The 26,119-nt window shown below is 43.0% G+C and carries 22 protein-coding genes; 13 read left to right on the forward strand and 9 right to left on the reverse strand.

Annotated features, from left to right (window positions below):
• The first annotated feature begins 9 nt into the window (after positions 1-9).
• The 3 genes from F6K63_RS22400 to F6K63_RS22410 are packed head-to-tail and all read left to right on the forward strand — an operon-like array spanning position 10 to position 6,678.
• The gene (locus tag F6K63_RS22400; RefSeq protein ID WP_287313146.1) at positions 10-1,371 is read left to right on the forward strand and encodes a P-loop NTPase fold protein; all 1,362 of its coding nucleotides are present in this window, start codon (positions 10-12) and stop codon (positions 1,369-1,371) included.
• Complete coding sequence (locus F6K63_RS22405; RefSeq protein WP_287313147.1) at positions 1,317-6,545, forward strand: WD40 domain-containing protein; 5,229 nt, start codon at positions 1,317-1,319, stop codon at positions 6,543-6,545. Before F6K63_RS22400 ends, F6K63_RS22405 begins: the two co-directional genes overlap by 55 nt.
• Entirely contained in the window at positions 6,529-6,678 is a 150-nt protein-coding gene (locus tag F6K63_RS22410) for a hypothetical protein (protein ID WP_287313148.1), read from the forward strand. Before F6K63_RS22405 ends, F6K63_RS22410 begins: the two co-directional genes overlap by 17 nt.
• 5 nt (positions 6,679-6,683) lie before the next feature.
• Here F6K63_RS22410 and F6K63_RS22415 read toward each other — a convergent pair whose 3' ends face one another.
• From F6K63_RS22415 to F6K63_RS22425, 3 genes are all read right to left on the reverse strand, one after another.
• The gene (locus tag F6K63_RS22415; RefSeq protein WP_287313149.1) at positions 6,684-7,499 is read right to left on the reverse strand and encodes an Rpn family recombination-promoting nuclease/putative transposase; all 816 of its coding nucleotides are present in this window, start codon (positions 7,497-7,499) and stop codon (positions 6,684-6,686) included.
• Between the two features lie 150 nt (positions 7,500-7,649).
• On the reverse strand, positions 7,650-8,567 hold the full coding sequence (locus F6K63_RS22420) for a hypothetical protein (RefSeq protein WP_287313150.1): 918 nt from the start codon (positions 8,565-8,567) through the stop codon (positions 7,650-7,652).
• A 221-nt stretch (positions 8,568-8,788) separates the two neighbouring features.
• Entirely contained in the window at positions 8,789-9,373 is a 585-nt protein-coding gene (locus tag F6K63_RS22425; protein WP_287313151.1) for an FAD-dependent oxidoreductase, read from the reverse strand.
• Positions 9,374-9,720: 347 nt separating this feature from the next.
• Between F6K63_RS22425 and F6K63_RS22430 the strand changes: the two genes are divergently transcribed.
• Positions 9,721-9,852, forward strand: a complete 132-nt coding sequence (locus F6K63_RS22430) for a hypothetical protein (RefSeq protein WP_267875608.1) — start codon at positions 9,721-9,723, stop codon at positions 9,850-9,852.
• A gap of 12 nt (positions 9,853-9,864) precedes the next feature.
• Positions 9,865-10,143: an exodeoxyribonuclease VII small subunit gene (gene xseB, locus F6K63_RS22435; protein ID WP_083373696.1), complete on the forward strand. Its 279-nt coding sequence runs from the start codon at positions 9,865-9,867 to the stop codon at positions 10,141-10,143.
• Positions 10,144-10,149: 6 nt separating this feature from the next.
• Here xseB and F6K63_RS22440 read toward each other — a convergent pair whose 3' ends face one another.
• Complete coding sequence (locus F6K63_RS22440; protein WP_071104244.1) at positions 10,150-10,758, reverse strand: hypothetical protein; 609 nt, start codon at positions 10,756-10,758, stop codon at positions 10,150-10,152.
• Between the two features lie 398 nt (positions 10,759-11,156).
• Positions 11,157-12,350: a DNA double-strand break repair nuclease NurA gene (locus F6K63_RS22445; RefSeq protein ID WP_287313152.1), complete on the reverse strand. Its 1,194-nt coding sequence runs from the start codon at positions 12,348-12,350 to the stop codon at positions 11,157-11,159.
• A gap of 254 nt (positions 12,351-12,604) precedes the next feature.
• Here F6K63_RS22445 and F6K63_RS22450 point away from each other — a divergent pair, with 254 nt between their 5' ends.
• Positions 12,605-14,071, forward strand: coding sequence for an NF038122 family metalloprotease (locus F6K63_RS22450; RefSeq protein ID WP_287313153.1), 1,467 nt, complete (start codon positions 12,605-12,607; stop codon positions 14,069-14,071).
• A 149-nt stretch (positions 14,072-14,220) separates the two neighbouring features.
• Entirely contained in the window at positions 14,221-17,985 is a 3,765-nt protein-coding gene (locus tag F6K63_RS22455; RefSeq protein WP_287313154.1) for a two-partner secretion domain-containing protein, read from the forward strand.
• Positions 17,986-18,088: 103 nt separating this feature from the next.
• Here F6K63_RS22455 and F6K63_RS22460 read toward each other — a convergent pair whose 3' ends face one another.
• Positions 18,089-18,250: a hypothetical protein gene (locus F6K63_RS22460; RefSeq protein ID WP_154659656.1), complete on the reverse strand. Its 162-nt coding sequence runs from the start codon at positions 18,248-18,250 to the stop codon at positions 18,089-18,091.
• Positions 18,251-18,860: 610 nt separating this feature from the next.
• Between F6K63_RS22460 and F6K63_RS22465 the strand changes: the two genes are divergently transcribed.
• The 6 genes from F6K63_RS22465 to F6K63_RS22490 all read left to right on the forward strand — a co-directional run bounded on the left by F6K63_RS22465 (position 18,861) and on the right by F6K63_RS22490 (position 23,041).
• Positions 18,861-19,118 (forward strand): hypothetical protein, encoded by a 258-nt coding sequence (locus F6K63_RS22465; RefSeq protein ID WP_287313155.1) that lies wholly within the window; start codon positions 18,861-18,863, stop codon positions 19,116-19,118.
• On the forward strand, positions 19,093-20,253 hold the full coding sequence (locus F6K63_RS22470; protein WP_287313156.1) for a phosphotransferase family protein: 1,161 nt from the start codon (positions 19,093-19,095) through the stop codon (positions 20,251-20,253). The genes F6K63_RS22465 and F6K63_RS22470 overlap by 26 nt, the downstream gene beginning before the upstream one ends.
• A 142-nt stretch (positions 20,254-20,395) precedes the next feature.
• Entirely contained in the window at positions 20,396-20,545 is a 150-nt protein-coding gene (locus F6K63_RS22475) for a hypothetical protein (protein WP_287313157.1), read from the forward strand.
• Positions 20,529-21,644: a T3SS effector HopA1 family protein gene (locus F6K63_RS22480; protein ID WP_287313158.1), complete on the forward strand. Its 1,116-nt coding sequence runs from the start codon at positions 20,529-20,531 to the stop codon at positions 21,642-21,644. The genes F6K63_RS22475 and F6K63_RS22480 overlap by 17 nt, the downstream gene beginning before the upstream one ends.
• A 502-nt stretch (positions 21,645-22,146) precedes the next feature.
• Complete coding sequence (locus tag F6K63_RS22485) at positions 22,147-22,461, forward strand: hypothetical protein (protein WP_287313159.1); 315 nt, start codon at positions 22,147-22,149, stop codon at positions 22,459-22,461.
• Between the two features lie 421 nt (positions 22,462-22,882).
• Positions 22,883-23,041 carry a hypothetical protein gene (locus F6K63_RS22490; RefSeq protein WP_193431447.1) on the forward strand — a complete coding sequence of 53 codons (159 nt, stop codon included), beginning with the start codon at positions 22,883-22,885 and terminating at the stop codon, positions 23,039-23,041.
• Between the two features lie 439 nt (positions 23,042-23,480).
• Here the strand turns inward: F6K63_RS22490 and F6K63_RS22495 are convergent, their stop codons facing one another.
• From F6K63_RS22495 to F6K63_RS22505, 3 genes are all read right to left on the reverse strand, one after another.
• The gene (locus F6K63_RS22495; protein ID WP_287313160.1) at positions 23,481-24,248 is read right to left on the reverse strand and encodes a peptidylprolyl isomerase; all 768 of its coding nucleotides are present in this window, start codon (positions 24,246-24,248) and stop codon (positions 23,481-23,483) included.
• Positions 24,249-24,337: 89 nt separating this feature from the next.
• A complete protein-coding gene (locus F6K63_RS22500; RefSeq protein WP_287313170.1) occupies positions 24,338-25,891 on the reverse strand; it encodes a beta-barrel domain-containing protein in 1,554 nt (517 codons plus the stop codon).
• Positions 25,870-26,106, reverse strand: coding sequence for a hypothetical protein (locus F6K63_RS22505; RefSeq protein ID WP_287313161.1), 237 nt, complete (start codon positions 26,104-26,106; stop codon positions 25,870-25,872). Before F6K63_RS22505 ends, F6K63_RS22500 begins: the two co-directional genes overlap by 22 nt.
• Positions 26,107-26,119: the final 13 nt, after the last annotated feature.

A 26,119-nucleotide genomic window follows, 5' to 3' on the forward strand; every position in this document is an offset into this window, starting at 1 on the left:
TACGCTATAATGGTACTAGATCTGCCAAGATTATACAAAGCTTGTAATCCCAGCAAGCCCCTGAGTATGGGAGATGTCAATGATAGAAAATACTATATTGATTTTTCCCCAGTCAGAGGAAATAAAATTATTGAATCCCTCAAGCGAACCATCACCTTAATTTCTCCAGATGAGCCGACTTGTCAGCTATTTACAGGGCATATTGGCTGTGGTAAATCCACAGAATTACTTAGACTAAAAGCTGAATTAGAGCAACAAAAATTTCATGTGGTTTATTTTGAGTCGTCTCAAGATTTAGACATGGCTGATGTTGATCTAAGCGATATTTTGCTGAGTATAGCTGGTCAAGTCAGTGAAAGTCTGGAGAAAATTAAAATTAATATAAAACCAGGCTATTTTGTCAATCTTTTTACAGAAATTACCGATTTTTTGCGCACACCAATTGAATTAGGTGCTGAAGCAGAATTGTCGGTAGGCATTGGCAAAATAACGGCTAAAACTAAGGAAAGTCCTAAACTGCGGCGTCGATTACGGGAATATCTCGAACCTCGCACTAGTGGCATCTTAGACTCGATTAATGAAGAACTACTAAAACCTGCTACCACTACCCTGAAGAAAAAGGGTAAGGCGGGACTAGTGGTGATTGTGGATAATCTGGACCGGGTGGATATTCGCCCTTTACCCTCTGGGCGTACGCAACCAGAATACTTATTCATTGACCGGGGTGAACAGTTACGCCGACTCAATTGCCATATTGTGTACACAATTCCCTTGGCGTTAACTTTCTCCAATGAGTGCGAAACCCTGAAGAATCGCTTAGGTGGTGGACTTACTCCTAAAATCTTACCGATGGTGCCAGTTAAACTGCGCACAGGTAAGGAGTTTCCCGATGGCATGGCTTTGCTACGAGAAATGGTACTGGTTAGAGCTTTCCCCAATCAAACTACTGAGGAACAATTTGCTTTGCTCCCGGAAGTATTTGATAATATAGAAACCTTAAACCGCTTGTGCCGAATTAGTGGTGGTCATGTGCGCAACTTGCTAGGATTATTGTTTGATTGTCTTAGGCAAGAAAACCCACCGATTCCCAGTGAGTGTTTAGAAAATGTGATTCTCGAACGTCGCGATTATCTGATCTCATCAATTACTGATGAGGAGTGGGAATTGCTGTTTCAGGTGGTGCAACAGCAAAAAGTCAGGGGTGATACGGAATACCAAACTCTATTGCGCAGTATGTTTGTCTTTGAATACCGCGATCGCGATGGAAATTGGTTTGGTATAAATCCAGCATTAGAAGAGGCACCGCAGTTTAAGTCATGGTTGAAACAAAATCACCAGCAGACGCTGCCCAATACAACGATAGTACATTAAAGGCTCTCTCTAGAGCGATCGCATTTTCACAAGGGGAATTTTCCCTTGTGATCGTGCGATGTAACTACCAGGGTTTGCAACAACAGATGCTGCAACGCCTCAAAGCACTCTGTCAGCAGCAATACCCGATTACAGAGTTTATCATACCGCCATCGGCTACCACCCTTTACACCACCATCCAAAACTACGAACACAGGGAATTGGGGCGTGGACAGGACAAGGGGATAGACAGATGCGGGAACAGAGAGAGTTCTAGCCCCATTGACCCTTCATCCCCTGACCCTCTTACCTCCTCACCCCCTCATGCCGCATTACTGATTGTTGGTTTAGAGTCAGTCATTGCCCTTGAGGAATTACTGACCTCTACTAATCAAGTCCGGGATGAGTTTCGTAAACGCCTAACCTTTCCTCTAATATTGTGGGTTAATGACCAAGTACTGCAAAAACTGATCCGGTTGGCACCAGATTTTGCCAGTTGGGCAGCCACTCCCCTCAAGTTTGAACTGACCACCACAGAGTTAGTCAATTTTCTCGGACAAAAGGCTCAAATGGTATTTGCCTGTCTATTGAACTCTGGAAAGCCTTCCCCCTCAACCACGCCACAAATCCCCAATCCCAACCTACCCTACGGGAACGCCAAAGGCGAACAACCAACCAACCTTCAACATTCCAACCTTCAACCTCCCAACCTCCAACCTCCCAACCTTCAACCTCCCAACCTTCAACCTCCCAACCTTCAACATTCCAACCTCCAACCTCCCAACCTTCAACCTCCCAACCTCCAACCTCCCAACCTCCAACCAACCAACCCCGATATTTGTATTACCTATTCCAGAAACTCAGCACTGCAAAACCAACGTCGATTTGAACTGGATTTCGCCCTAAAAGATTTGCACAGTCGTGGCATTACCTTGGACAAGGAATTAGACGCTAGTCTAGAATTTGTTTTGGGTCTAGATGACTATAAACGCGATCGCATAAATCTAGCCAAGAAGCGGTTTCGTAAAAGCTTAAGAGTTTGGCAGCAAACCGATAACTTAGAACGGCAGGGGTTATTATTGTTTTATCTCGGTTTGTGTTACTGTCGCCAGGCTGACCAAAATCAAGCTCATAAACAGCGCTATTGGGAAGAAGCTTGGCCGTATCTGCATCGATGTATGGGAATTTTCACCCAAGCGGGGCGTCACGATCTGGTGGCTATTTTTATTAGTAAGCTAGCTGAACTGCTGCAGCATCTACAAGGGTGGTCATTCTTACAAACCACCTCTCAACAGGCTCTGTCCCTTCATGAAACCTATGGGACTCAGGTGCAACTAGCCCAAGATTACGGTTTTCTGGCAGAAGTAGCCCTTGAGCAATCCCGATGGGACGATGCTGGTCAATTAGCCGAGAAAGCTCTATTAATTTTGGTTGTTGCTGCTGATGATCAGCCCCATGACCAAGGCTTGCATCCATTGCTATTAGCCCAGCTCTATCGATTATTTTTGGTAAAATCCCAAGGAAAGCAGGGAAATTTAGCAGAAGCGGTCAAGCAGCTGGAAAAAGCGAGTCATAAACTAGCAGATGCCATAGAATCCAGCAATTATCACTATGAGCCTCAGCGTTACCTGCACCTGTTGGAACGATTACGTAGCCTTTACTTTGAACAAGGGCAATACCTAGAAGCATTTCGGATTAAACAAGAACAACGGGCAGTGGAGCAGCTGTATGGCTTCCGTGCCTTCATTGGTGCTAGTCGTCTACAGCCACCACGAGGAGCTAATAATCCCAGCTGGCATGGTGTACAGCCACAAGACCTTATTCCCCAGGAAATGGCAGCTTCCGGACGTCAGCGAGATGTAAACCGCTTAATGGAACGGATTACCCGTGCTGATCACAAACTGACAGTTATTCATGGTCAGTCAGGGGTTGGAAAAAGTTCCATTGTCCATGCCGGATTAGTGCCAGCACTCAAAAATAGACCCCTTGGCGATCGCATTGGGTTACCGATTGTGGTACAAGTTTACACCGATTGGGTGGGGGAACTAGATAAACACTTGGCCGATCAGGTATCAGGAAATGGAAATGAAGACCTCTTGATCAGGGAAAAATTTATAAATTCTAATGGTAACGGTAATGGTAACGATCTAATTTCTTCTATCCTGGAGCAATTACAACACAACGCCGACAATAACTTGTTAACGGTTTTAATCTTTGATCAGTTTGAAGAGTTTTTCTCCGTTTATTCCCATCAATACCAACGCAAACTGTTTTATATTTTTTTAGTAAATTGTCTTAAATTACCCTATTTAAAACTAATTTTTTCTATCCGAGATAACGCCTTACATAAATTACTAGAACTAGAACATTATACTTGGGAAGTTATAGAAAGTAATATCTTAGATAAAAAGATTCGTTATCCATTAGTCAATTTTTCCTTAGAAGATGCTTATGCAGTTATTCAAAGCTTAACCCATCGGGCTAATTTTTATTTAGAGCCAGCTTTAGTTGACGAATTAGTCAGAGAATTAGGATCTGAAATTGGAGAAGTTCGTCCCATTGAGTTGCAAGTGGTAGGTGCTCAACTCCAAGCTGAAAATATTACGACTTTAGCTCAGTATCAGCACCATGGTCCCAAAGCCAAACTGGTGGAACGGTTTTTAGAAAAAGTTATTAAAGATTGTGGTCCTGAGAATGAAACAGCGGCTTGGCTAGTGTTGTCGTTACTCATTGATGACAATAAAAATCGACCCCTTAAGAATCGCTCGGAGCTAGCCATAGAATCATCCTTAGAAGACCATACATTAGATTTAATATTAGAAATTTTTGAGAAATCAGGATTAGTATTTATATTACCAGAAATTACGATCAACCGCTATCAACTGGTTCACGATTACCTGGTAGACGTTATCCGCCATAAAAAGCAATCGAAACTGCAAGCAGAATTAGAAAATCTGCGCCAGAAAGACAAACAGAGCCAGGATAAAATTGAGCAACTGGTTAAAGAACAAGAACTCCAAAACCAACTGGCTGAAATAACTAAAAAACAAAGGAAAACCGAAGAAAAGCTGAATCGAATTCTCAGACAACGATTGCGAGAAGCACGTTGGGCAGGAATGGCATTGTTCAGTCTGATGGTGATTACCGGTATACTTGGGGTTCGCTACGCTATCAGTAAAACCAACAACCATTTGAGTGACCTGAGCTACTCCTCAAAAGCTCTAGTTGATGCCAACAGAACCTTTGATGCCCTAATCCTAAGTTTAGAGGCAGCCCAGCAATTGCAGCAATCCCTTGGGGTGAATGCAGAGACCCAGACACGGGTAGTCACTGCTCTACAACAGGCAGTTTATGGGGTCAGAGAACGCAACCGTTTAAAGGGACATCGAGATTGGGTTAGTAGTGTCAGTTTTAGTCCAGATGGTCAGCTGATTGCCTCTGGGAGTCGAGACAAGACTATCAAACTTTGGGGCAAAAACGGTAAGTTGCTCAAAAGTTTCCGAGGTCATCGGGCTGGAATCCAAAGTGTCAGTTTTAGTCAAGATGGTCAGATGCTGGCTAGTGGTAGTGAAGACAAAACCGTCAAGCTATGGGGTAAGGATGGATCCCTAGTAATGACCTTAGATGGGCCAGATGGGCATACCGAAACAGTCCATTGTGTTAGGTTTAGCCCCAATCGCCAGATGATCGCATCGGCTAGTGAGGATAAAACTGTGAAACTTTGGAGTAAAGATGGTGCTTTACTCCATACTCTCACTGGTCACAGTGATTCAGTGTTGGGGGTTAGTATTTCTCCCAATAGTCAGTTAATTGCTTCTGCTAGTAAGGACAAAACTATCAAACTTTGGCGCAGGGACGGAACACTCCTGAAAACCTGGCAAGCTCATACCAAACCAGTGGTGAGTGTCCGTTTTAGTCCTGATGGCAACACTATTGCCTCTACCAGTACAGACAACACTGTCAAACTCTGGCAAACTAATGGGGAATTAATTGATACCCTCGAAGGTCATCGTAATTGGGTTCTTGATGTCAGTTTTAGCTCCGATGGTAAGAGGCTAGCTACGGCTAGTGCTGATCACACCATTAAACTCTGGAACAGTGATGGGGAATTAATCGAAACCTTGGCTGGACATAGCGAAATGGTGGTAGATGTCACTTTCAGTCCCGACAACAAGACCATTGCATCGGCTAGTGCAGACAAAACCATTAGACTCTGGGCTAGTGACGGGGGGATACTGGCACCGATCCGCCATAATCAAACTGTCAGAAGTGTAAGTTTCAGCCCCGATGGTGAAATGATTGCTACTGCTAGTGCAGACAATACCATTCAACTCTTGAGGCGTAAGGATCGTACCAGCAAAACCTTCTTGGCTCATGGTGAACCTTTGACTGCAATTAGTTTCAGCCCTGATAGCACGATTATGGCTAGCGCTAGTGAAGATAAAACGGTTAAACTCTGGAGTTTAGATGGCTCCTTGCTTAATACTCTAGAAGGACACCAGGATCAGGTTTGGGGAGTTAGTTTTAGTCCCGATAGTAAGTTAATTGCCTCTGCTAGTGCTGACAGAACCGTGAAACTCTGGGATTTAGACGGCACCTTAGTCAAGACCTTAGAGGGGCACCAGGATAAAGTTTGGGGAGTCAGTTTTAGCCCAGATGGCAAGCAGATTGCTTCTGCTAGTAATGATGGGACTGTAAAACTCTGGAATACTAAGGGTAAGTTGCTCAAAACCTTAGAAGGGGATAATCAAGAGCATAATGATGCGGTGAATTGGGTTAGTTTCAGTCCAGACGGCGAGATGATTGCTTCTGCTAGTAGTGATGGCACGGTAAAACTCTGGAATCGTGATGGCAAGTTACTCAATACCTTGAAAGGCCATAATGGTGCCGTGAATTGGGTTAGTTTTAGTCCCGATGGAACCTTAATCGCATCTGCTAGTGGTGATACAACGGTTAATCTTTGGAGTCGGGATGGACATTTAATTAATACCTTTAAGGGACACAACGATTCGGTGTTTGGAGTTAGTTTTAGTCCCGATGGCAAGTGGCTAGCTTCTGCTAGTAAAGACAAAACCGTGATCTTGTGGAATTTAGATGTGGATTATTTGCTACAGCGCGGTTGTAGTTGGTTGTACGATTATTGGCACTATAACCGTGAGGGTCAAAGGGATCAGCTTTGTGGATTTTCACTATAAGGGAGTAGGGAATCGGGAATCGGGAATCGGGAATCGGGAATCGGGAATCGGGAGCAGCGCTATAGTTTATGAACTCTTGACTATTGCCTATTGCCTATTGCCTATTGCCCATTACCCATTACCCATTACCTAAATATGTCAACTATCAGAAGACTGCTCAACCACCTGTGTAACTTGTTCCACCTCTAATTCTAAAGCTTGGGCAACTTGTTCTATGGTTAACCCCAACGCTAATAACCGAGGTATCGACTTTAATTTGCCTTGAATTTCACCTTCAAGTCTCCCCTCCTGTATACCTTCGGCTTTTGCCTCCTGATAAACTTTGGTTTGCCGTAAATCACTTAAGCTAAACATGGCTTCGATCTCCGTGCGACTGAGTTTGGGTAACTTATACACCAGTATGGTCTCTATTAATTGTAGAAGTTCTCGCTTTTGTCGTTCATTCTCCACCTCCTCAGTGGTTCGTTGAATCAAGTCTTGAGCAAATGCAATGGCAGAATCTTCCTCAGTGACAATTAGCTGTACTGTGGAGATACCCACCGATGGTGCAGAGGTCTCGGCTAATTCATCGAGATAAATCCGAGATACCCTTGGAGAATCGAGTAATTCTCGATACCTAAAAGTAGCTCCTTTCTCCACATTGCGGCTAGGGTAAATCACCACACCACGCCAATCATTGCTGAGTTCGGTTTTGTCTAAGTACAGAAAAATTTCACTAAAAAACCGGGAGTAAAATTGAGAGTCCCTCTGAAATTGGACTTCTACAAAATAAATTGGTTGTTGGGCTGTGGTGATTGTGGGCAGGAATACCCCATCAATTCTAAAGGCTAGTTGTTTGACTTCCACAGAAGCGAATTGATAAGCTTGTGCTTCTGTAGGGGAATGGTTAATTAATTCAAAAAAGATGCTGGGGAACGATTGAAACAGGCGATAGAATATGGTATCGGTTTTCACATTTAGGTCATTACTTAACTATAGCAATTCTACTACTTGTGAGGTACACAATTTCGAGATTTTAGGGAACAGGTAACAGCGATGCAGCGCTGCTCCCTAAAACCTAGAAAATTGTACCTCATGGGTAGTAGAATTGCACTAACTAATTTGCTAGTAAATACCCCAATCATCAATAATTTTTTCTCTTTCAGAAACCGCCAATTGAGATAGATTTTTACCAAGAGCAGATTCCATTTCAGGGGAGAGAATTATGTGCTGATTTTGGTCAATAGCTATGTGCTTATCTACTTGCTCTTGGGTAAGAATACCCTGGCATACATAAGTTGATAGTATTTCGAGAACAACCTGAAATGCATTGTAAGGAATAGAAGTTAATTTAAACCCAGGAATATGAATATATTTACCCCCATTTTTATGGTGATATAGATAACGAATAGGATTATCATCCCGTTTGGCAGCATCTACCTCATCGGTAGTTTTTCTACCAGGATAAACTTGAACCGCTTTTTTGAGCTTAATATTTTCCAATCCCTTAGCCCAAGGAATCCAGCGAGAAATATCCTGCTTAATTGTGCTCAACATTTCTGCTTCCGTTCTACCAGTTATTTTTTCCAAATTATCCAACCATTCCCTAGGAATAGTTTTCGGAGTTTCAGCCAAGGGAATATCTAATTCTGCCTGGTTATATTCTCGACCAGAAAAAATTGCCAGATGATCGTATCCGACTTTAATTATTCCACCATATTGACCTCGAATGAGCATAGTACTAGAAAAACTTTTTTCGATTTCTGGAAACTGTTTTTTCAAGTCTGAGGGAATCTTGTATAGTCCATAAACTTTTAGCTTTACTAGATTTCCTTCGATATATTGCTCAAATTTTAGTTCTGGAATCGGAATGCCCAAACCCTTGGCATAACCAGCATTAACTATCGTATCGAAATAAAGTTGATTATTGTGATTTATCTTTAACTCGAAGTTTTGACTATTGATGGCAATATTACGTACTTCCTTATTGTAGTGAATGTCAACAAAATTTTCTCTAACAAGAAAATTAAACAGATTGATCATGTGACAAACCTGAGGGGGTGACATGAGACCTGAAAATCTTACTAGATAAGGCTTTGATGCCAGTTGTCTTAGGAAAGATAAACTGGCAAATTGACCCTACGAATGATGTAATGGCAAGCTCAAACCCTTATAACTACGTCCAAGGTCAGGCCAAAACAGCATGTATCTTTTTGTTACAGATCGGCTGAACGCAATACCCAGTAAGGATTTTAGCTTGCATGTCACCCCCTCAGGTGACAAACATATTCGGCAATATTTAAGACAAATTGCCTAACTTTGACTGCACCAGCGATGTCCTGTTTGGCCGGATCGAAATTTCCAAGTAAGGGTTTGATGGCTTCTTGATCTAGTATCTTTACTAAGTCTTCTGGCTTGCCAAAAATAGCTTCATTATGAGAGTATTTTAAATGTTGCTGATAAATTTCAACCAAAGCAGCAGCAACATCTTTATAAGTTATCCCTTCTTGGTTAATAGCAGTGTTTCCTATTTCATTGGGTACTAAATAATTAACATAGCTATCTACAAAAACATACTCAGGCATTAATTGTTTAAATAAAATACTTTGTTTGAATAAATGTTCCAGTGTCTTTTTATGTGCACCATAAACAAAATGATGCAAAATACCTGTATTATTGAGAGAAGCTCCATTTTTATTAAAAACTTTTGATTCAGCTTCAAAAACCGATACTTTGGCGATACCTAATCTAGCTAAAATACATGCTGTTGAGACTCCCATAGCACCGGCTCCAATAATGGCTATATTTTGTCTTTGCTGAAGTGGTAGATTAAATACAGTTTCTAGCATTTTTTTATAGGGCAATCCCATCTAAATCAGGTTAAAATAGAAGCAAACGTGATTGGACTTCTTTTCCACGAGACTTCTTATTTTTGCTTGCTTCAAGGAGCATAGCAACGGAGTCGGAACGTTGATTTTATTTAAAGGGGCTACTTTTAGTATTTATGTTTAGTTCAATTGTTCTCTATGGCTGGTATCACAGTTGAGGGTGTGGAATGTGCCTTAAAAGTCACTAAGTCCGATTGTCATAATTGGTTTACTGACTGCTGTTACTTTACCTCATAAGTCTTAGAATTGCTATATACTTTATTAACTATTGCCTCTATTCCTCTCCTGGGATGGGTTAGGGGTGGGTTATGCCTCTTGCCTCTTCTCCCGATTACCGATTACCGATTCCCGATTCCCAATTCCCGATTACCGATTCCCTGTTCCCGATTCCCTGTTCCCGATTCCCTAAAATCCAAAAATTCTGTACCTTACCCCATTGAGAATTACTATCTATGGAAACTCAACCTGATTCAAACCTAACTGATTCAAACCTAACTGATTCAAACCTAACTGAAATCCCTTCTGGAGAAACCTGGAACTATGAAGCGACGGTGGCTAAAGTGGAAACTATCATTAGGCAAATAGAAACGGGAGAACTAGCACTAGCCGACGTGTTTGATCAGTTCTCCGCTGCTGTCGAATATCTCCATGAATGTGAATATTTTTTGGATCAGCGACAGCAACAGATGGATTTGTTGATTGAGACGCTGAGTGATGATTCAGATTTTTAAGAGTAATTAGCCCATCCCTTGAATACCAACATGTCCAGCAAAGGCATACCAATCTTCACTAAAGCCCTTGAATTCCAGATCTTTCAGGCTAAATTTTACGTGATTCTCCTCCACAGTAAACTTAATGGTATTATCAGCATTAGCTTGATCAGTAACAATCACCAATTCAGTGCCTGCTGGAATTTCCTGCTTTGATACTTCATTCAACATATTAGATTGAATAGGAGCTCGCTTAATTACCGTATCTTGATTAAAGAAAAGGTTAAGTAAAACCGGTTGATTGACTAAGGTATTCTGATAAATAGGAATGTTGAAAGCAGTCTTATCCTCTTGTTTAGAGACTACATTACTAACAGTTTCTACTGGTTGAATACTATCCATCATAATTGCTACATGGTCTTCAAAGGCATACCAATCACCACTGAAACCCTGAAAAGCAATATCTTTTAAACCCAGTTTAATGTGATTGCCAGATTCCTGACCATAATAGCGAAGTACTAATAGAGTACCTGCTGGTACCATCTGACGTTTATTATCAGGCAATTGCGACGATTGAATCGGCTCTTGCTTGAGATAGCTATCTTGTTTAAACAGAATTCTTAATACATTTGCCATGAGACTATACCGGTTTTTAAGTGGGTAAGGTAAAAATTTTTTAGAATTAAGAATGTAGAATTAAGAATGTAGAATTAAGAATGTAGAATTAAGAATGTAGAATTGAGAATGTAGAATTAAGAATGTAGAATTAAGAATGTAGAATTAACCATTCTGCTTTCTGCCTTAACCATTCTGCCTTCACCATTCTTCATGCTCCATTATATATGAATTCTAAATTATCCATTATATATAAATTCTAAATTCTCCATTCATCATTCACTATTCTGCATTATAAATTCTAAATTCTGCATTCACTATTCTTCATTCTGCATTCACTATTCTTCATTCTAAATTCTCCATTCTTCATTCTAAATTCTCCATTCTTCATTCTAAATTCTCCATTCTTCATTCTACATTCAACTAATACTACCCCGTTTACGAGCCTCCTTATAGGATATTCCCACATTTTTGACACCTGCACGAATCATTTGTTGTTCAAGCAAAGCAAAGAAGCGATTCCGGTCACCGGCCTTAATCACGGCCTGATTATGAGCTTCAGACACAGCAATGGGATAACCATATCCTTTATAGACCTGCCCCAGCATTAAACTCAAGGCTTGATTGAGCAATGCCGAATTCTGGGCTACCCATTCTGGCATCTCGATCCGAGCAATTTCTGTACCCACATGGACATAACAGAAATAGATCCGGTGATGGTCGTATAAATCCAGAATCCCTGCGGAACTCTGAAATAGAGGGCTACGCTGTCCTGGTTGCAATAAACTTGCCCAGAGAGTGGTATCCCGCAAGGGGTCAATCACCTGACAGGGCAACTTGTCCGTGAGATTACCACATTGGGTGATACATTTGGGTGTTTCATAGGGACAAGCTGGTAATCTGAGGAAATTAACCATTTCCACACTACGAGAAGCGCTCAGGTAACCAATCAGGGGTACATTAACAGCACGCAACTGCTCCCAAGCTGTTAGAATCGGAGGCAAGATGCGATCGCGTGCATCCCCTGGCATCCCATCAAGAAACCAGTAAATTAGGGAACCATCTACTATCGCTAAATTGGGAGTATCCCTGTGGGGAGCTGGTGGCTTCACCCAACGGCAAGCCATTTCTGCTAACATCGATACTTCGGAAATGGTGCGCCGATGCCCCATCCACTCCTCCGTGCGAATCCCCCACTGACGAGAAATATATAAGTCTTCCGGTCGGTAGAACACTTCGGGCACACTATCCAACAGAGGGTAAAGACTTTGTCCATAGTGCAACATTACCCGACCCACATTAATCACATAACAGTAGAGAATTTCGTGGTGAGAGGGGGAAATTTGAGACCCATCGGTGGCGAAAACACTATGGCTTTCAGGGGGACTACTGATATCAACACAAGTATCCAGAGATTCTACAGGTGTTGCCGCCGTGAAAATCATGCGATCGCGCCATTGCTGATGAGACTTGACCAAACTCTCTTGTTGTTTTTTAGCCTTTGCCAGTAATTGTTCAGCCCGTTCTAGGCGTTGGCGAGACGCCACTGCCTCTAGTCTCAGGTGCTTACTAATACCAGGAATTTGTCCTGCCAGTTTTGCCAGATCAAGCATGGAGAGCTGATTAGTAGATTTACCGTAGATTTGCTAATTTCAAACTAGTGATCTGTAACACACTTTTCTTGTGATCCTAAACGACTCATTAAGTGATCCTAAACCAACAGAGATAAATAAACACAATTGTATACATCAGGCTCCAATAACAAACGCGATCCTATACACCAGCCTCAGATCACAAACACGATTGCATACATTACCTTTTCATACTGACAGTATTCATGTCAGTAATTTCTACGAGGTAAGATTTTATGAAGAATCGCCAATTAATGATGTCCTTGTCCCTGGCATCCGCAGCCGTAATTGGTGGTAACGCCCCAGCTCAAGCCATAGACTTCGACTTCAGCTATCAACCAGGAACGTCCCTCGAACAAATGCTCGGGTTTGAAATGGCTGGTGAGATTTGGTCTTACTATTTAACCGATAATGTCACCGTCAAAATTCACGTTGATGTCACCGACGACTTGCCCTCAAACATCCTCGGTGGGGCACTCCCTGGTCTGCAAAAGTCTAAAAAGTACAAAAAATTTCGGAAGAAGCTGAAGTCCGATAGAACGTCGGTAGATGATTATACTGCTTATGATAACCTGCAAAAACATAACTATAATGATGGCCATAGTGGCTATCATGCCGTGTTTGAAAGCAGAAATGGGTGGTACAACAAAAACATTGCTCTGACCAATGCCAATGCCAAAGCCATAAATTACCACAGGAATAACTCCCTTCTCGATGGCTATATCGTCATGAATGACGCCTTCAATTGGAGCTATGATTACCAGCGTAACGCCCCAACCCCATCAAACACCATAGACTTTCTCAGTGTCGGCATCCATGAAATTGGTCATATCTTGGGCTTCGTCAGTGGGGTGGATTCGACGATACTCGCGGATTATGACGCTAGTTATCAGATGAACCTTGACCGTCTGATGCGTACTACCTCCCTGGATATGTACCGCTATAGTGCCTGGAGCGAAGACCAAGACATGCTTGAATTAGCCTATGGTGCCGACGCCTACTTTTCCATTGATGGGGGTAATAAAGTTCTGGCATACTTTTCTGAAGGCAAGGATCCCAATTTAGGATTAGGAGGTGATGGCTATCAAGCCAGCCACTGGGACGGTATGGGCAATGATTTGGGTGTTATGAAGCCAGCCCTAGGTTGGGCAGAGAGGGCCGATATCTCAGCACTAGATTTACGAGCATTTGATGTGATTGGCTGGAACCTAAACTCCACTGTGTTGGGCTCAGATGGACGCCCCAGTGACTCAAATATGACCCTAAATCTCAATAACTTGCTCAACAACGCCAAGAATACCTTAGCCAGCAAAATCGGTGCCTACTTCAATGATCCTAACTGGAATGCCTCATGGATCGACTGGTATATCGCCAATGGCTATAACGAAACAGCAGGATCCTGGCTAGATCAAGACCGGATCCAGAATGTGCTCGACATCTACGAATGGGGCTATGGTGGCGGTGCTGGTGGCGGTAGCAGTGGCGGTGGTGGCGGCAGTGGCGGTGGTGGCGGTGGTGGCGGTGGCAGTGGGCAAGTATTAGGCCAGTTGATAGAACAGCAGCGGTTTTCTTCAAATTTCAATTGGTCAACCTTCAATGCTGACCAGGGATCGGCTCAGGTGCCACACCCTGGGGCTACCAGTGGCTTAATTGGGTTAGGTCTGTTGGGCATTGGTGGTCTGTTCAAGGGTCGTAGCAGATAGTAAACAGGTATAGCGCTACGCGCTATAACAAGTACGGTAGAGCCAAAAATTTCCCCTTTTCTAGTCATAAGCGTTACTTGGTCTAGAGGTTTGGGAATTCTAGAGGATAGTTCTTGCCCACAAAATGCTTCAGTCTCTAGAAAAGCCTCATGGTCATCACAGATTTATTTAAATTTCCACCTAGGTGCGAGCACAATAAACCCTTAAACCAACTCCTGACCTTGCCCATTGCCTGTTACCTAGTGGCTCAGATGCCCTTGCTCTGCTCAGCTCAAATTGTTCCAGATAATACTCTACCGAACAATTCCATTGTTACTCCTAATGGCAATATCATTGAGATTACCGGTGGTACCACTGCAGGAGGTAATCTCTTCCATAGCTTCGAGCAGTTTTCCGTTCTGACTGGGAATACAGCCTTTTTCAACAATTCCCTGACTATTGACAGTATTATTAGCCGGGTCACTGGTGGCTCCATCTCTAAGATTGATGGCTTAATTCGGGCTAACGGTAGGGCTAACCTGTTTTTAATCAATCCCAATGGGATTGTGTTTGGTTCGGAGGCTTCCCTAGATATTGGTGGCTCGTTGATCGGCTCTACCGCCAACAGCATTAAATTTGCCGATGGCAGTGAATTTAGTGCTACCAATCCCCAGGAGCCTCCCCTGTTAACCATTAATATTCCTACTGGTTTACAGTATGGCTCCCAAGCCAATCCAGGCAGAATTGTGATCAACGGGCCTGGGAACAATCTGAGTATTAATCCCGCTACATTTGCAGTAATCAGAGACAATCGACCAGTGGGGCTGGAAGTACAGCCAGGTAAAACCTTAGCCTTGGTGGGGGTTGATGTGGCGGTTGCAGGAGGAAATCTCACCACACCAGGAGGACGGATTGAACTGGGCAGCGTCCAGGGAGAAGGGATGGTAACGCTAACCCCAACTAACTCAGGTTGGACATTAAGCTATGAAGATGTAGGACAATTTCAGGATATTACCTTGTCCCAAGGGGCGTCGGTGAGTACCAGTGGTAATGGCGGGGGTGAAATCCAGGTGCAGGGTCGGCGGGTGACCCTTAGTCAGGGGTCAGCCATCTTAGCCGATACCCTGGGCAGTGGGGCTGGGGGAAGTTTGACGGTAAAGGCGACGGAGGCATTGCAAGTTATCGGTACCGTTGTAAATAATTTCTTTTTCAGCCGTTTATCTAGTGATGTAGCACCAGGGGCTACAGGGAATGGGGGTAATTTATTCATTGACACGGAACGCTTGCGGGTTGCTGATGGCGCTCAGATCTCCAGTGGCACCTTTAGCTCCGGGAATGCTGGCACCTTGACGATCACCGCTGCTGAGGTAGAGGTGATTGCTGGCTCGAACTTCGGTCCCAGTGGTTTGTTTGTGCCAGTAGCACCAGGGGCTACCGGGAATGGGGGCAATTTGCTCATTGACACGGAACGCTTGCGAGTTACTGATGGGGCTCAGATCTCAGCTAGTACCTTTGGCTCTGGAGATGGAGGAGATTTGCTAGTTCAGGCCAAGGAGGTAGAACTGATTGGTACAGCTTTTGGCATCTTCCCCAGTACCTTGTCGGCAAATGTGGAACTAGGAGCTACAGGGAATGGGGGCAATTTGCTCATTGACACGGAACGCTTGCGAGTTACTGATGGGGCTCAAATTTCAGCTACTACCTTTGGTAAAGGGGATGCAGGTGCTTTGAGGGCGCAAGTCACTGAGATGGAACTAATTGGTACCTCATCAGAGGGATTACCTAGTGGCTTGTTTGCCAATGTGGAACCAGACGCGATCGGGAATGGGGGCGACTTGACCATTGAAACTGAGGGTTTGCAGCTGACTGATGGGGGTCAGATCGCAGCAATTACCCGTGGTGAAGGGGATGCAGGTTCTTTAACCGTAAAGGCAATCGATTTGCAATTGAGTGGTACCTCACCACAGGGATTAGCCAGTGGCTTATTTACAGACGTCAGAGCAGGAGCCATTGGTAATGGGGGCCAATTGACCATTAACACCGAACGCTTGCGGCTAACTGATGGGGCTCAGATTGCAGCTAATACCTTTGGTGAAGGGGATGCCGGTTCTTTAACCGTACAGGCAATCGATCTGCAATTGAGTGGTACGTCAACCGAAGGATTACCCACCGCTCTGTTAGCCAATGTGGAACCAGACGCGATCGGGAATGGGGGTAAATTGACCATTAACACCGAGCGCTTGGGACTGGTTGATGGAGCCCAGATCTCAGCAATTACCCGTGGTGAAGGGGATGCAGGTTCTTTAACCGTAAAGGCAATCGATTTGCAATTGAGTGGTACCTCACCACAGGGATTACCCAGTGGCTTATTTACAGACGTGCGACGAGAAGCCATCGGGAATGGGGGCAAATTGACTATTAACACCGAGAGCTTGCGGCTCAGTGATGGCGCTCAGATTGAAGCTAATACCTTTGGTAAAGGAAATGCCGGTTCTATAGAGGTAAACGCAACAGACATCGAATTAATTGGTACCTCACCACAGGAATTAGCCAGTGGCTTATTTACAGAAGTCCGACGAGAAGCCATCGGGAATGGGGGTAAATTGACCATTGACACCGAACGCTTGCGGCTGAGTGATGGGGCTCAGATTGCAGCGACTACCTTTGGTGAAGGGGATGCTGGTTCTATAGAGGTAAACGCAACAGACGTCGAATTAATTGGTACCGCCACGAATTTTGCTAGCGCTATATTTGCCAATGTGGAATTAGATGCCATAGGCAAAGGGGGTGAGTTGACCATTGAAACCGAACGCTTGCGGCTGGTGGATGGCACTCAAGTGGCAACCATTACCAGAGGCGAAGGCGATGGGGGAACCTTGAGAGTTCAGGCACAGGAGATAGAACTGATTGGGAGATCAGACCTAGGTGCCAGCGGATTATTGGCGAATGCGATCGCAGGTAGTGGTAATGGCGGTAAATTAGAGGTCTTCACTGATCAGTTAAGTATCCGAGATGGAGCAACGATCAGTGTCAGTAACTTCCAAAGCAATAACCTCCTAGCACCAGGGCAAGGCCAAGCTGGGGATATTGAGATTGTGGCAAACTCGATCGAGCTTTCTAACAGCGGAGCGGACACTCCCAATGGTGGTGGTATTACCGCATCCAATTTCTCGGCGGGAGGAGGCAATATTGATATTTCCGCTAATCAAATCACCAGTAATCGAGGGCAAATCACTGCCACTTCTGAGCTTAGCGGCGGTGGTGATATTAAACTTACTAGTGACTTACTGTTCCTTTCAAACCAAAGCGCCATTAGTACCAGCGTTAATGACAGTAATGGTGGTGGCGGTGATATTAAGATTAATAGTGATTTTGTAGTGATTGTAGAAAACAGTAACATCACCGCCAACGCCATATTTGGTAATGGAGGTAATATTGTGATCACTACTCAAGGTCTGTTTCTGTCTCCAGATAGCCAGATTACTGCCAGTTCTGAATTTGGTATTGATGGTCAAATCAATATTAGCAATCCCGAGTTAACTCAAAACCTGGGATTAATCCCATTACCAGTAACTATCATCAACCCTGGTCTACTCATTGCCACAGGCTGTAGCACCGATGATCAGCAGAATGGATTTGCTCTGCTTGGACGAGGGGGCTTACCCACTGACCCCACTGACCCCCTCAAAGGTGAAACCATTTGGATAGATTGGCGAGATTTCTCAGCCACCAGGCGTCAATTGTATCGGGCTGCTCGCAATCGGGGGAAAAAACCCAATCAGGAACCTCAAGTGACAGCCAAAAAGCCACCAATTATTGAAGCTCAAGGATGGATCATCAATCAGGATGGAATTGTGGAGTTGGTGCCTTATCCCACTGGTCCTGAGCTCAAACCAGTATTGAATAGGACCATCAACTGTCATAATCTTAGGTAAGCATAATAGGACTGTCAGCTATCAGCCGTCAGCTATCAGCCGTCAGCTATCAGCCGTCAGCTATCAGCATTCAGCTATCAGCATTCAGTTATCAGCATATGCGCTACGCGCACGCTTGGCCTTTGGCCACGCTCCGCGAACGCGAACAGCTATCACCTAAAGGCTGACGGCTGACGGCTGACCGCTGAAGGCTTACCATCAACAAACGCGATGCTCTTAAGGCCAAAGGCCACGCTACGCGAACAGAGCCACTACGGGAAGGCATACATTAGAATCATAAAACGAATGCGATCGCATACATTAGAATCATAAAACGAATGCGATCGCATACATCAGCCTGTGATACTCAAAGCATAGATTTACCAGAATAAAGTGAAAATTATCCTTAATTTTCGGTCACCAATGTCATTTTATCCAGCAACCGTAGTCTACATAATTTACAAATAAATCATAAAACCCAGACCTCTATAATTTTCTATTCTTTTTAAATATTTTGATGACATAACTAGTTTAGTTATAGAGCAAATGGAATAGGAAGCAGGGAACAGGGACTAGGGAGTAGGGAGCAGCGATGCAGAGCGGTCTTGGGGGAAACCCCCGTGAGGCCACTGCATCGCTTTTGCAATTAGGCAAAAATTCGGGAGAAAATTCCCACACTCCTCACACTCCCCGCGCCCCCGCCCCGCGCCCCCGCCCCACACTCCCGATCTTTTTTACAAATATGAGATGCACCCTTTCCCCATCTCGCTATCTCGCTATCTCGCTATCTCCCGACCCTCCCCACACTTCCCACATTTCCCACATTTCCCACATTTCCCACATTGATCACATTTACCACACTTATCCTGAATAGTTTAGGGACATAAAAGTTTTAGTTGCGTCTGTTTTTAAGGGTAAATTATTGGCAGAATAACTTTCCTTTTACCTATACTATTGAATATAGTATTTTTCCTATTAATAAGGTTTTAAACACCTATTTTTTTCGATTCCCGATTCCCGATTCCCCAATCCCGATTCCCGATTCCCGATTCCCGATTCCCTCCTGGGAGGGGTTAGGGGTGGGTTCCGATTCCCGATTCCCGATTCCCAATTCCCAATTCCCTAATTATGACATTCATATTAAACTCTCATAATGTTTTTGACTATATAGCTGCTCGTGGTTTATGCAATCCTTCCGAGCAAGTTCTCAGTAAAATTGAGCCACTGGAAGCCAAGAACTTTAACTTATTGCTGACCTTTCCAGATGGTCATAAGCTGCTCGTAAAGCAGGAGCGACATAACCAGGAAGGGAAAGCCGCTGGTGAGTTTTTGAATGAATGGCGAATTCAAGAATTCTTACAGCAATTTCCAGAACTTGCTAACCTCCGCTCTTTGATACCAGAGGTGCTGCATTTTGATGGTGAGAATTCCATTATGGTTTTCCGCTATCTCGATGACTATCGGGATTTAATGGATTTCTACGCCAAGGAAAATATCTTTCCTCCAGAGGTTGCTGCCACCATCGGCACCCTTTTAGGAAAAATCCATCATCATACATTTAATCGTAAAGACTATCAAGATTTATTCTGTAGTGAAACCGATAATATAACCACTGACCAAGTGCCTAGATTAGTTAACAGTTTAGAACGAATTGGTCCGGAGATTTTTGGTGCGGTACCTGCTGACGGGCTGAAATTCTTTGCCCTTTATCAACGATACGATAGTTTAGGGCAAGCGATCGCACAACTAGGCAATGGTTTTGCCCCCTGCTGTCTGACCCACAATGACCTAAAGCTAAATAATATCCTTCTGCACCAAGATTGGGAGCATGAGAGTACCAGCATTGTCAGGCTAATTGATTGGGAGCGCTGTAGTTGGGGAGACCCAGGGTTTGATTTAGGAACACTGATCAGTAGCTATGTCCAAATCTGGCTGAGTAGCCTAGTTATCAGTAAATCTTTAAGTATTGAAGAATCCCTAGGTTTAGCCATGACCCCCTTGGAACAGCTCCAGCCTTCCATTGCTGCCCTAACCAAAGGTTATTTTGAAACCTTTCCAGAAATTTTAGAACACCGACCTGATTTTTTGCGGACAGCAGTGCAATTTACCGGTTTTGGTTTGATTCAACGGATTCGGGCGATGATTGAGTACCAAAAATCCTTTGGTAATGCCGGGATTGCCATGCTTCAGGTTGCCAAGACCTTGTTGTGTCGTCCAGAAAAATCCATGCCCACAATTTTTGGCCCTGCTATTGCTGAATTAATTCAACTCAGTCCTTCCGCTGTTTAAGATAGATATAGCAATTCTCTATCCCATGAGGTACAAAGCGATCCCCCTAAATCCCCCTTATAAAGGGGGACTTTGAGGTTGATAATCGTACCTCATAAATTCAATAAACGCTATAGCATTTCCAAATAGGCTATGAATAATCTTGCTGATTTCTCATAACATCAAAAAGTCTTCAGAGGTCTTTCCTACTGCTCCCTACTCCCTACTCCCTACTCCCTACTCCCTACTCCCTACTCCCTACTCCCTACTCCCTACTCCCTACTCCCTACCAAGTTATGATCCAACTACTTGATTCTAGAGAAATTCAACTATCCCAAGTCGCCAATCAGCAATTACTAGACGTTCTAGACGATATTGTTAACAAAGTAAAAATCCAATCAGACTTCTCTATTCACCATTCAGATTACAAACCGTTGGAAATTCCAGCCGAAGCTGTGGAACGTTTTCAACGGATGCCCGAGGATATGCAGCAAAAATATATCAGTCTGCAACTGCGGAGTTTTCTCTATGGTATTTATTACAACGGCTCAATGCGAGATACTCTCGCACCGGAAGCAGATACTGAAGCTGCGCCACTAGACCTAGAGAACAATACCATCCTGGGAGTAGATGTGGGATTTTATCAGCGACTCCACGACAGCAATAGTGGCAAAGGCTACTTTGACCCTGGTTGGTCTGTTCTCAGAGAAGAAAGTGATGGCACTTTGGCTGTGACTAAGGGAGGATTGAGGCTGCATATTGAACGGGAGCAGCATCTGCCAGCATCCCAGCAATCTGCCACCGTCGGGGATTCAGTAGCAATCCGTATGCCTAAGAATTTGGTGCAAAATGGCTTTTATATGGCCGTTGGCAATCTAGAAGCAAATCGTCCGCAAACAGACCAGTCAGTGACTGTGCGAATTTACTTCAACTTGACTCCTGACGGTGCAGTTGCCGTAATGGGTAGCTTAACCCAACAGCTGAACGACATGGAAATTCCGTTCCACTTTAAAGTTTTGTACAATCCCAAGGACTACGAACGACACGATTCGGGGGTACTCTACTTTGATAAGCGTAACTATGACGCTGTTGAGGGAGTTTTAAAGACTGTTTATACAGAGCACCAATCTCATTTTCAGCCAGATGTTCCCCTATTTACCATGGAGCTAGCACCAGGTTTGGGGTTAGCAGAAGAACCAGACCAAAAATTTGCCGAACAGGAAAGCTTTGGCATGAATCGCTGTCAGATTGTGGCCAATGGGTTGTTGGAAGCTTGGCATCAAGGGGATGATTCCACTGAAGGAAGGATGAAGGCTATCCTTGGGCAATTTTCTACTGTGGGGATTGACTTGGAGCGTGTTTATCTGAATGCCAATTCTGAAGATATTTACACATCATTAAATTTCTCTTAGTCGAAGTAATCAAAAATTAAACCTTTTTTGGATCTACCGAACCTAGTATGCATAAAAACGCTGAAATTACCACTAAATATGATTGGGTATTATATTTATAATAAATCATTTTATCAAGAACTAAAACTCCCGCCCCATAAGGATTATAATAATTAGTTTTTCAAAGTTTTACATAGCCAGTTCGGTAGAGCCTAAAAAAAAAGGTTTACTTATGACATCAATAAAATAAAAAAAACTAAACCAACTCAATTAATCCAAGTATGATTCAAACAGAGATCAAAAATTACTAATTGATTCCTATAGCAATCCTAAATTAATTGTGATAATTTTTATTCCCTACTCCCTACTCCCTGCCTCACTTGGGTAGGTTTTTTACATTTGGGCGACTACGTACTGGCACTCTTGTTGAAATTTCGCCAAATATGTCTGTCGGAAAATCTCCCAGAATTTCCACCGATTACCGACCCATCTCCCGCTCTTCCCCTCCTGGTCGGGGTTAGGGGTGGGTTCCGATTACCCATTCCCCATTCCCCATTCCCCATTCCCCATTCCCCATTCCCTATTACCTATTACCTATTACCTATTACCTATTACCTATCTCCAAAGTAAAAAACCTACCCTTGTCAGCTACTCCCTGCTCCCTGCTTCCTACTCCCTACTCCCTACTCCCTACTCCCTGCTCTCTGTTCCCTGCTCCAATGCCTTGGAGGCGATCGCAAACTACTCTGGAATTCTGGATGCTGGGTTTGAGGTAATCCCCGTGAAGCCTCTCCCAGTGGATACGGTAGAGGGTAATCCAATTCCTTTGTTAATTTAATTATAATATTGTAAATGTTGACTGTATCAACCTAGGACGAAAGTGCCTTAGCTAATTGAGAAGTGCTAGAAACTAATCTTAGTCTTGTAGTCCAAGAGTAGTCTTGGGCTATTTTTTATGGTTTTTATCAGTTTCAAGAGTTTTGTTGACATAACTACTTTAGTTGATTCCCTAAATTAGAGAAACGCTAACTATCACAATACTGGTAAAGGTGATTTATAGGTTAATTATGAGCTATTAATAGGTTTATCAGCAGATAAATACATTGAATTTAGTGACAAAAAGGTTTTTGCTTTAGCTTCAATAAGCTCTAAAAACCCTAGACACACGAAATTATTTTGAATAGGATTAAGACAGGAATCAAAAATTACTAATTGATTCTTAGAAAAACACCAAAATTCATTATTGGAGAAAAACTCAAATGGCTAACATTCAAATTTCTAATTTACGTCCTGCTGGTGCTGACCTTTTCTTGGATTCTGAAAGTTATATGCATGATTTAACAGAGCAAGAAATGATGAATACATTAGGAGGAGTCAAAGTGGAAATATTGTGGACTGCCTTGTGTGTGGAATGGTAGTCACAAAAGTACATAGCAATTGAAATTAAAAGCTATAAATACTAACGAAGTCCGCTTTATCGGATAGATTTTTAGCAGATTTCAGCAAGACTAAAATACACTTTACCCCACCCGCATGATTACGGATGGGGTATACCTCTAAAAGCAGAAATGTTTAATGATATTTAAAAACCTATAAAAATAGCATAATTTTTTATAAAATAGAGGCTAAATAAAAATATCAAAATTTTGCTTCAACCATACTAACTTTTCCAAAAATATTCAAAAGATACCTAGGAAAACTATTGACCAATAATTATCCAGTCCTCAAGACATTTAGGCAGGATTTTTTAAGCATAACGGTCTTGTTTATAATCGAAACCGTTCTATTTATACCACAAGTTGCTCTACATAAGCGTTGAACCTTTAAAATATTCAACGCTTATGCTATACTTCTTATTTAAGAAGCATTTTGGGTAGTGATTTGAACGATTTCAATATTTGTAACAGATTTGAATTGAGAAAGGGATCTATTTATCCATTCATTAAATAGATCAGTAGCAATTTTATTGCGGAGCCAATTATCTAATTGTATTTCAATAATCTCCTCCACAAAAATTAAATGTACTCCTTTAGCAGTCACAATCGGTTTAATCACCTGGGGAGGTTTAGCAGCAAAAATAGCAGCAGAAATCTCTGGCTTCAAATCCTGACGATATAATATCCCTCGGTATCCCCCTTTACGACGTAACTCTTTATCTTCGATGTATTGATGAGCAACATCATAAAAACTCATTTCTCCTTCGCCAATAGCATAAAATAATTCTAAAGCTAAATCTTTATTATCAAAAATCACTTCATGCATAACCACACCATCATAATCCAATTTATGTTCATAAAAATAGGGCTCAATTTTATCTCCAAACAAATGAACAGCTAATTTTGTGGAAAGGGCATGATTGTAAACCAATTCTTCAAAATCATCTAGAGACAAATTATTTTGTTTCATCCAGGCATGGGTATCCTCTGCACTATGAAGTTGATGCATTAGTCGGTATTTGTCTGCCATTTCCTGAAGTTCTTCAGTTTCTATCTTGATTCCAGCCTTTGCTACCGCATTTGCTATTACTTGACGGGTAATAATTGCTTCTACAATATCATAAGTTTTTAAAGATAGCTTGACTTGGTCTAGAATATCTTCAGCATTAATAGTGATAGATTTTGACATGATTTTTGTCCTCGTTTGATTTGACTAATAAAAATCGACAATTCAAAAATATTTAACCTCAGGCTTGAACTCTAGCAATGATCACTAAACTACAATTCCAAACCCCCCTGCTGTAACTTCTTAAATGGATCCAGAACTAAATCCATAATCCGACGCTGCCGCACAATTACCTCTGCTGTTGCGGTGTCCCCTGGGCGGAGAGCAATACATTCCTTTGGTGTGGGCATACAAGTTTTATTCAGTTTAATTTCTAGGTCATAAGTAGGAACTTTACCCTGCTCTGTTTCAGTCACCTTGGAGGTTGGAGAAATCTTGATTACTGTTCCTTCTACTACTCCATAATCTTGAAAAGGATAAGCATCAAACTTCATTTTTACTGCCATTCCTTCCCGTAAGGAACCACTTTCTGAAATAGCGATCTGGGCTCGCAGGGAAAGGAAGGACTCCTTTGGAGCAATCTCGACTATAGTGTCTCCAGGTTGCACCACAGCTCCAGCACTTTTGATCGGTGACTGAAACACTATTCCCTCGATCGGAGCCGCTAACATCCTTTGCTTTAACTGAATTTCCAAGGATTTAATCTGACTTTTCGTCTGAGATGCTTCTGCTTTGAGGGTAGTAATTTGGGTTTCTATATTCTTCAGTTGTTCCTCACTTTTTAGTAAAGCTAGCTTACCAGAATGAACTAAAGTTTTATAACTACGTTCTTGCTCTTGTAAGCGCAGGCGAGATTGTTTAATATCAGCAGAGGCTTGATGAATCGTCTTTTGATAAGTACCTTGTTGTTCTTTCAGGCGAGACTGAGCTTGTTTTATTTCTAATTCAGTTCTGATGATAGTTTTCTCGGCTTCTTTGGCTGACTGTTGCACGTCTAAAAAGCGTTCTTTGGACAAGACACCCTCTTCATAAGCGTTTTGGTAACGGGGAATTTTTTCCTGAGCACTTTCTAAACGAATGGTTTCTAATTCATAGGAAACCTTGCTAGATTCAATAGCCTGCCGTGCCTGCTCTATTTGTGCCAATAGTTCTTCTTTTTGTAAACTGTAGGCGAACTTGAACGCTTCCAGATTCTGCCGTGCTTGCTCGACTTGCGCCTGTTTTTCTAACTCTTGAGCTTGGTTTTGTTGCTCCTGGGTACGCAGAGCTAGTATCAATTGGTTTTTCAGCACCTCTAATTGATTCAGCCGATTCTGTTGCCCTTCTAATTTTTTTTGTTCCTGCTGAAGTTCAGTGCTAACTAACTCCGATTCCAGTTCTAGTAAGGTTTGACCAGCCGTTACCAATTCCCCTTCTTTGACCTTAATTGCTGCTACCGTTCCTGCTACTGGAGCATCAAGTTTGATGGTTTGTCCCTTAGGTTCCAATCTTCCTCTGGCTTTGCCGGTCTCATCCACCTTAGAGAATATGGCCCAAGGTAAGGCAATACCGATAAATACTATCAAAAAATACAGTAATCCCCTTGTCCAAACCTGGGGTAATGTATCAAGCAGTTCCTTAGTAGCATAAGACCATTCATGACCCTGGAGTCGTTGATCATTCCTAGGTTGAGGAGTCGTTTCTTGGGTGAGTAACTCCTCATACCGACCCTGGTCTGGAATAGTTTGAGTAGGACTATGTCCATTCAATGTATGATTTTCAGGCATAGCAGTATTTCCATTTGAGTTGTGAACATAGTTGATGGGAATCGGGAATCGGGAATCGGGAATCGGGAATCGGGAATCGGGAATCGGGAATCGGGAATCGGGAATCGGGAATCGGGAATCGGGAATCGGGAATCGGCAAGAGTAATCAACGAATTTCTTCTCAAACCCCACACCCCACACCCCACACCCCACACCCCACACCCCACACCCCACACCCCACACCCTATT

Origin of the sequence: Moorena sp. SIO1G6, from assembly GCF_010672795.1 — a bacterium.
GTDB classification, from domain to species: Bacteria; Cyanobacteriota; Cyanobacteriia; order Cyanobacteriales; family Coleofasciculaceae; genus Moorena; species Moorena producens.

What these genes read in the sequence shown, in the direction of transcription:
- F6K63_RS22400 (WP_287313146.1), top strand. Translation starts at nt 10, where the DNA reads ATGGTACTAGATCTGCCAAGATTATACAAAGCTTGTAATCCCAGCAAG.
- F6K63_RS22405 (WP_287313147.1), top strand. Translation starts at nt 1,317, where the DNA reads ATGGTTGAAACAAAATCACCAGCAGACGCTGCCCAATACAACGATAGT.
- F6K63_RS22420 (WP_287313150.1), bottom strand. Translation starts at nt 8,567, where the DNA reads ATGATCAATCTGTTTAATTTTCTTGTTAGAGAAAATTTTGTTGACATT.
- F6K63_RS22425 (WP_287313151.1), bottom strand. Translation starts at nt 9,373, where the DNA reads ATGCTAGAAACTGTATTTAATCTACCACTTCAGCAAAGACAAAATATA.
- F6K63_RS22430 (WP_267875608.1), top strand. Translation starts at nt 9,721, where the DNA reads ATGCCTCTTGCCTCTTCTCCCGATTACCGATTACCGATTCCCGATTCC.
- xseB (WP_083373696.1), top strand. Translation starts at nt 9,865, where the DNA reads ATGGAAACTCAACCTGATTCAAACCTAACTGATTCAAACCTAACTGAT.
- F6K63_RS22440 (WP_071104244.1), bottom strand. Translation starts at nt 10,758, where the DNA reads ATGGCAAATGTATTAAGAATTCTGTTTAAACAAGATAGCTATCTCAAG.
- F6K63_RS22445 (WP_287313152.1), bottom strand. Translation starts at nt 12,350, where the DNA reads ATGCTTGATCTGGCAAAACTGGCAGGACAAATTCCTGGTATTAGTAAG.
- F6K63_RS22450 (WP_287313153.1), top strand. Translation starts at nt 12,605, where the DNA reads ATGAAGAATCGCCAATTAATGATGTCCTTGTCCCTGGCATCCGCAGCC.
- F6K63_RS22455 (WP_287313154.1), top strand. Translation starts at nt 14,221, where the DNA reads ATGGTCATCACAGATTTATTTAAATTTCCACCTAGGTGCGAGCACAAT.
- F6K63_RS22460 (WP_154659656.1), bottom strand. Translation starts at nt 18,250, where the DNA reads ATGCCTTCCCGTAGTGGCTCTGTTCGCGTAGCGTGGCCTTTGGCCTTA.
- F6K63_RS22470 (WP_287313156.1), top strand. Translation starts at nt 19,093, where the DNA reads ATGACATTCATATTAAACTCTCATAATGTTTTTGACTATATAGCTGCT.
- F6K63_RS22480 (WP_287313158.1), top strand. Translation starts at nt 20,529, where the DNA reads ATGATCCAACTACTTGATTCTAGAGAAATTCAACTATCCCAAGTCGCC.
- F6K63_RS22490 (WP_193431447.1), top strand. Translation starts at nt 22,883, where the DNA reads ATGGCTAACATTCAAATTTCTAATTTACGTCCTGCTGGTGCTGACCTT.
- F6K63_RS22495 (WP_287313160.1), bottom strand. Translation starts at nt 24,248, where the DNA reads ATGTCAAAATCTATCACTATTAATGCTGAAGATATTCTAGACCAAGTC.
- F6K63_RS22500 (WP_287313170.1), bottom strand. Translation starts at nt 25,891, where the DNA reads ATGCCTGAAAATCATACATTGAATGGACATAGTCCTACTCAAACTATT.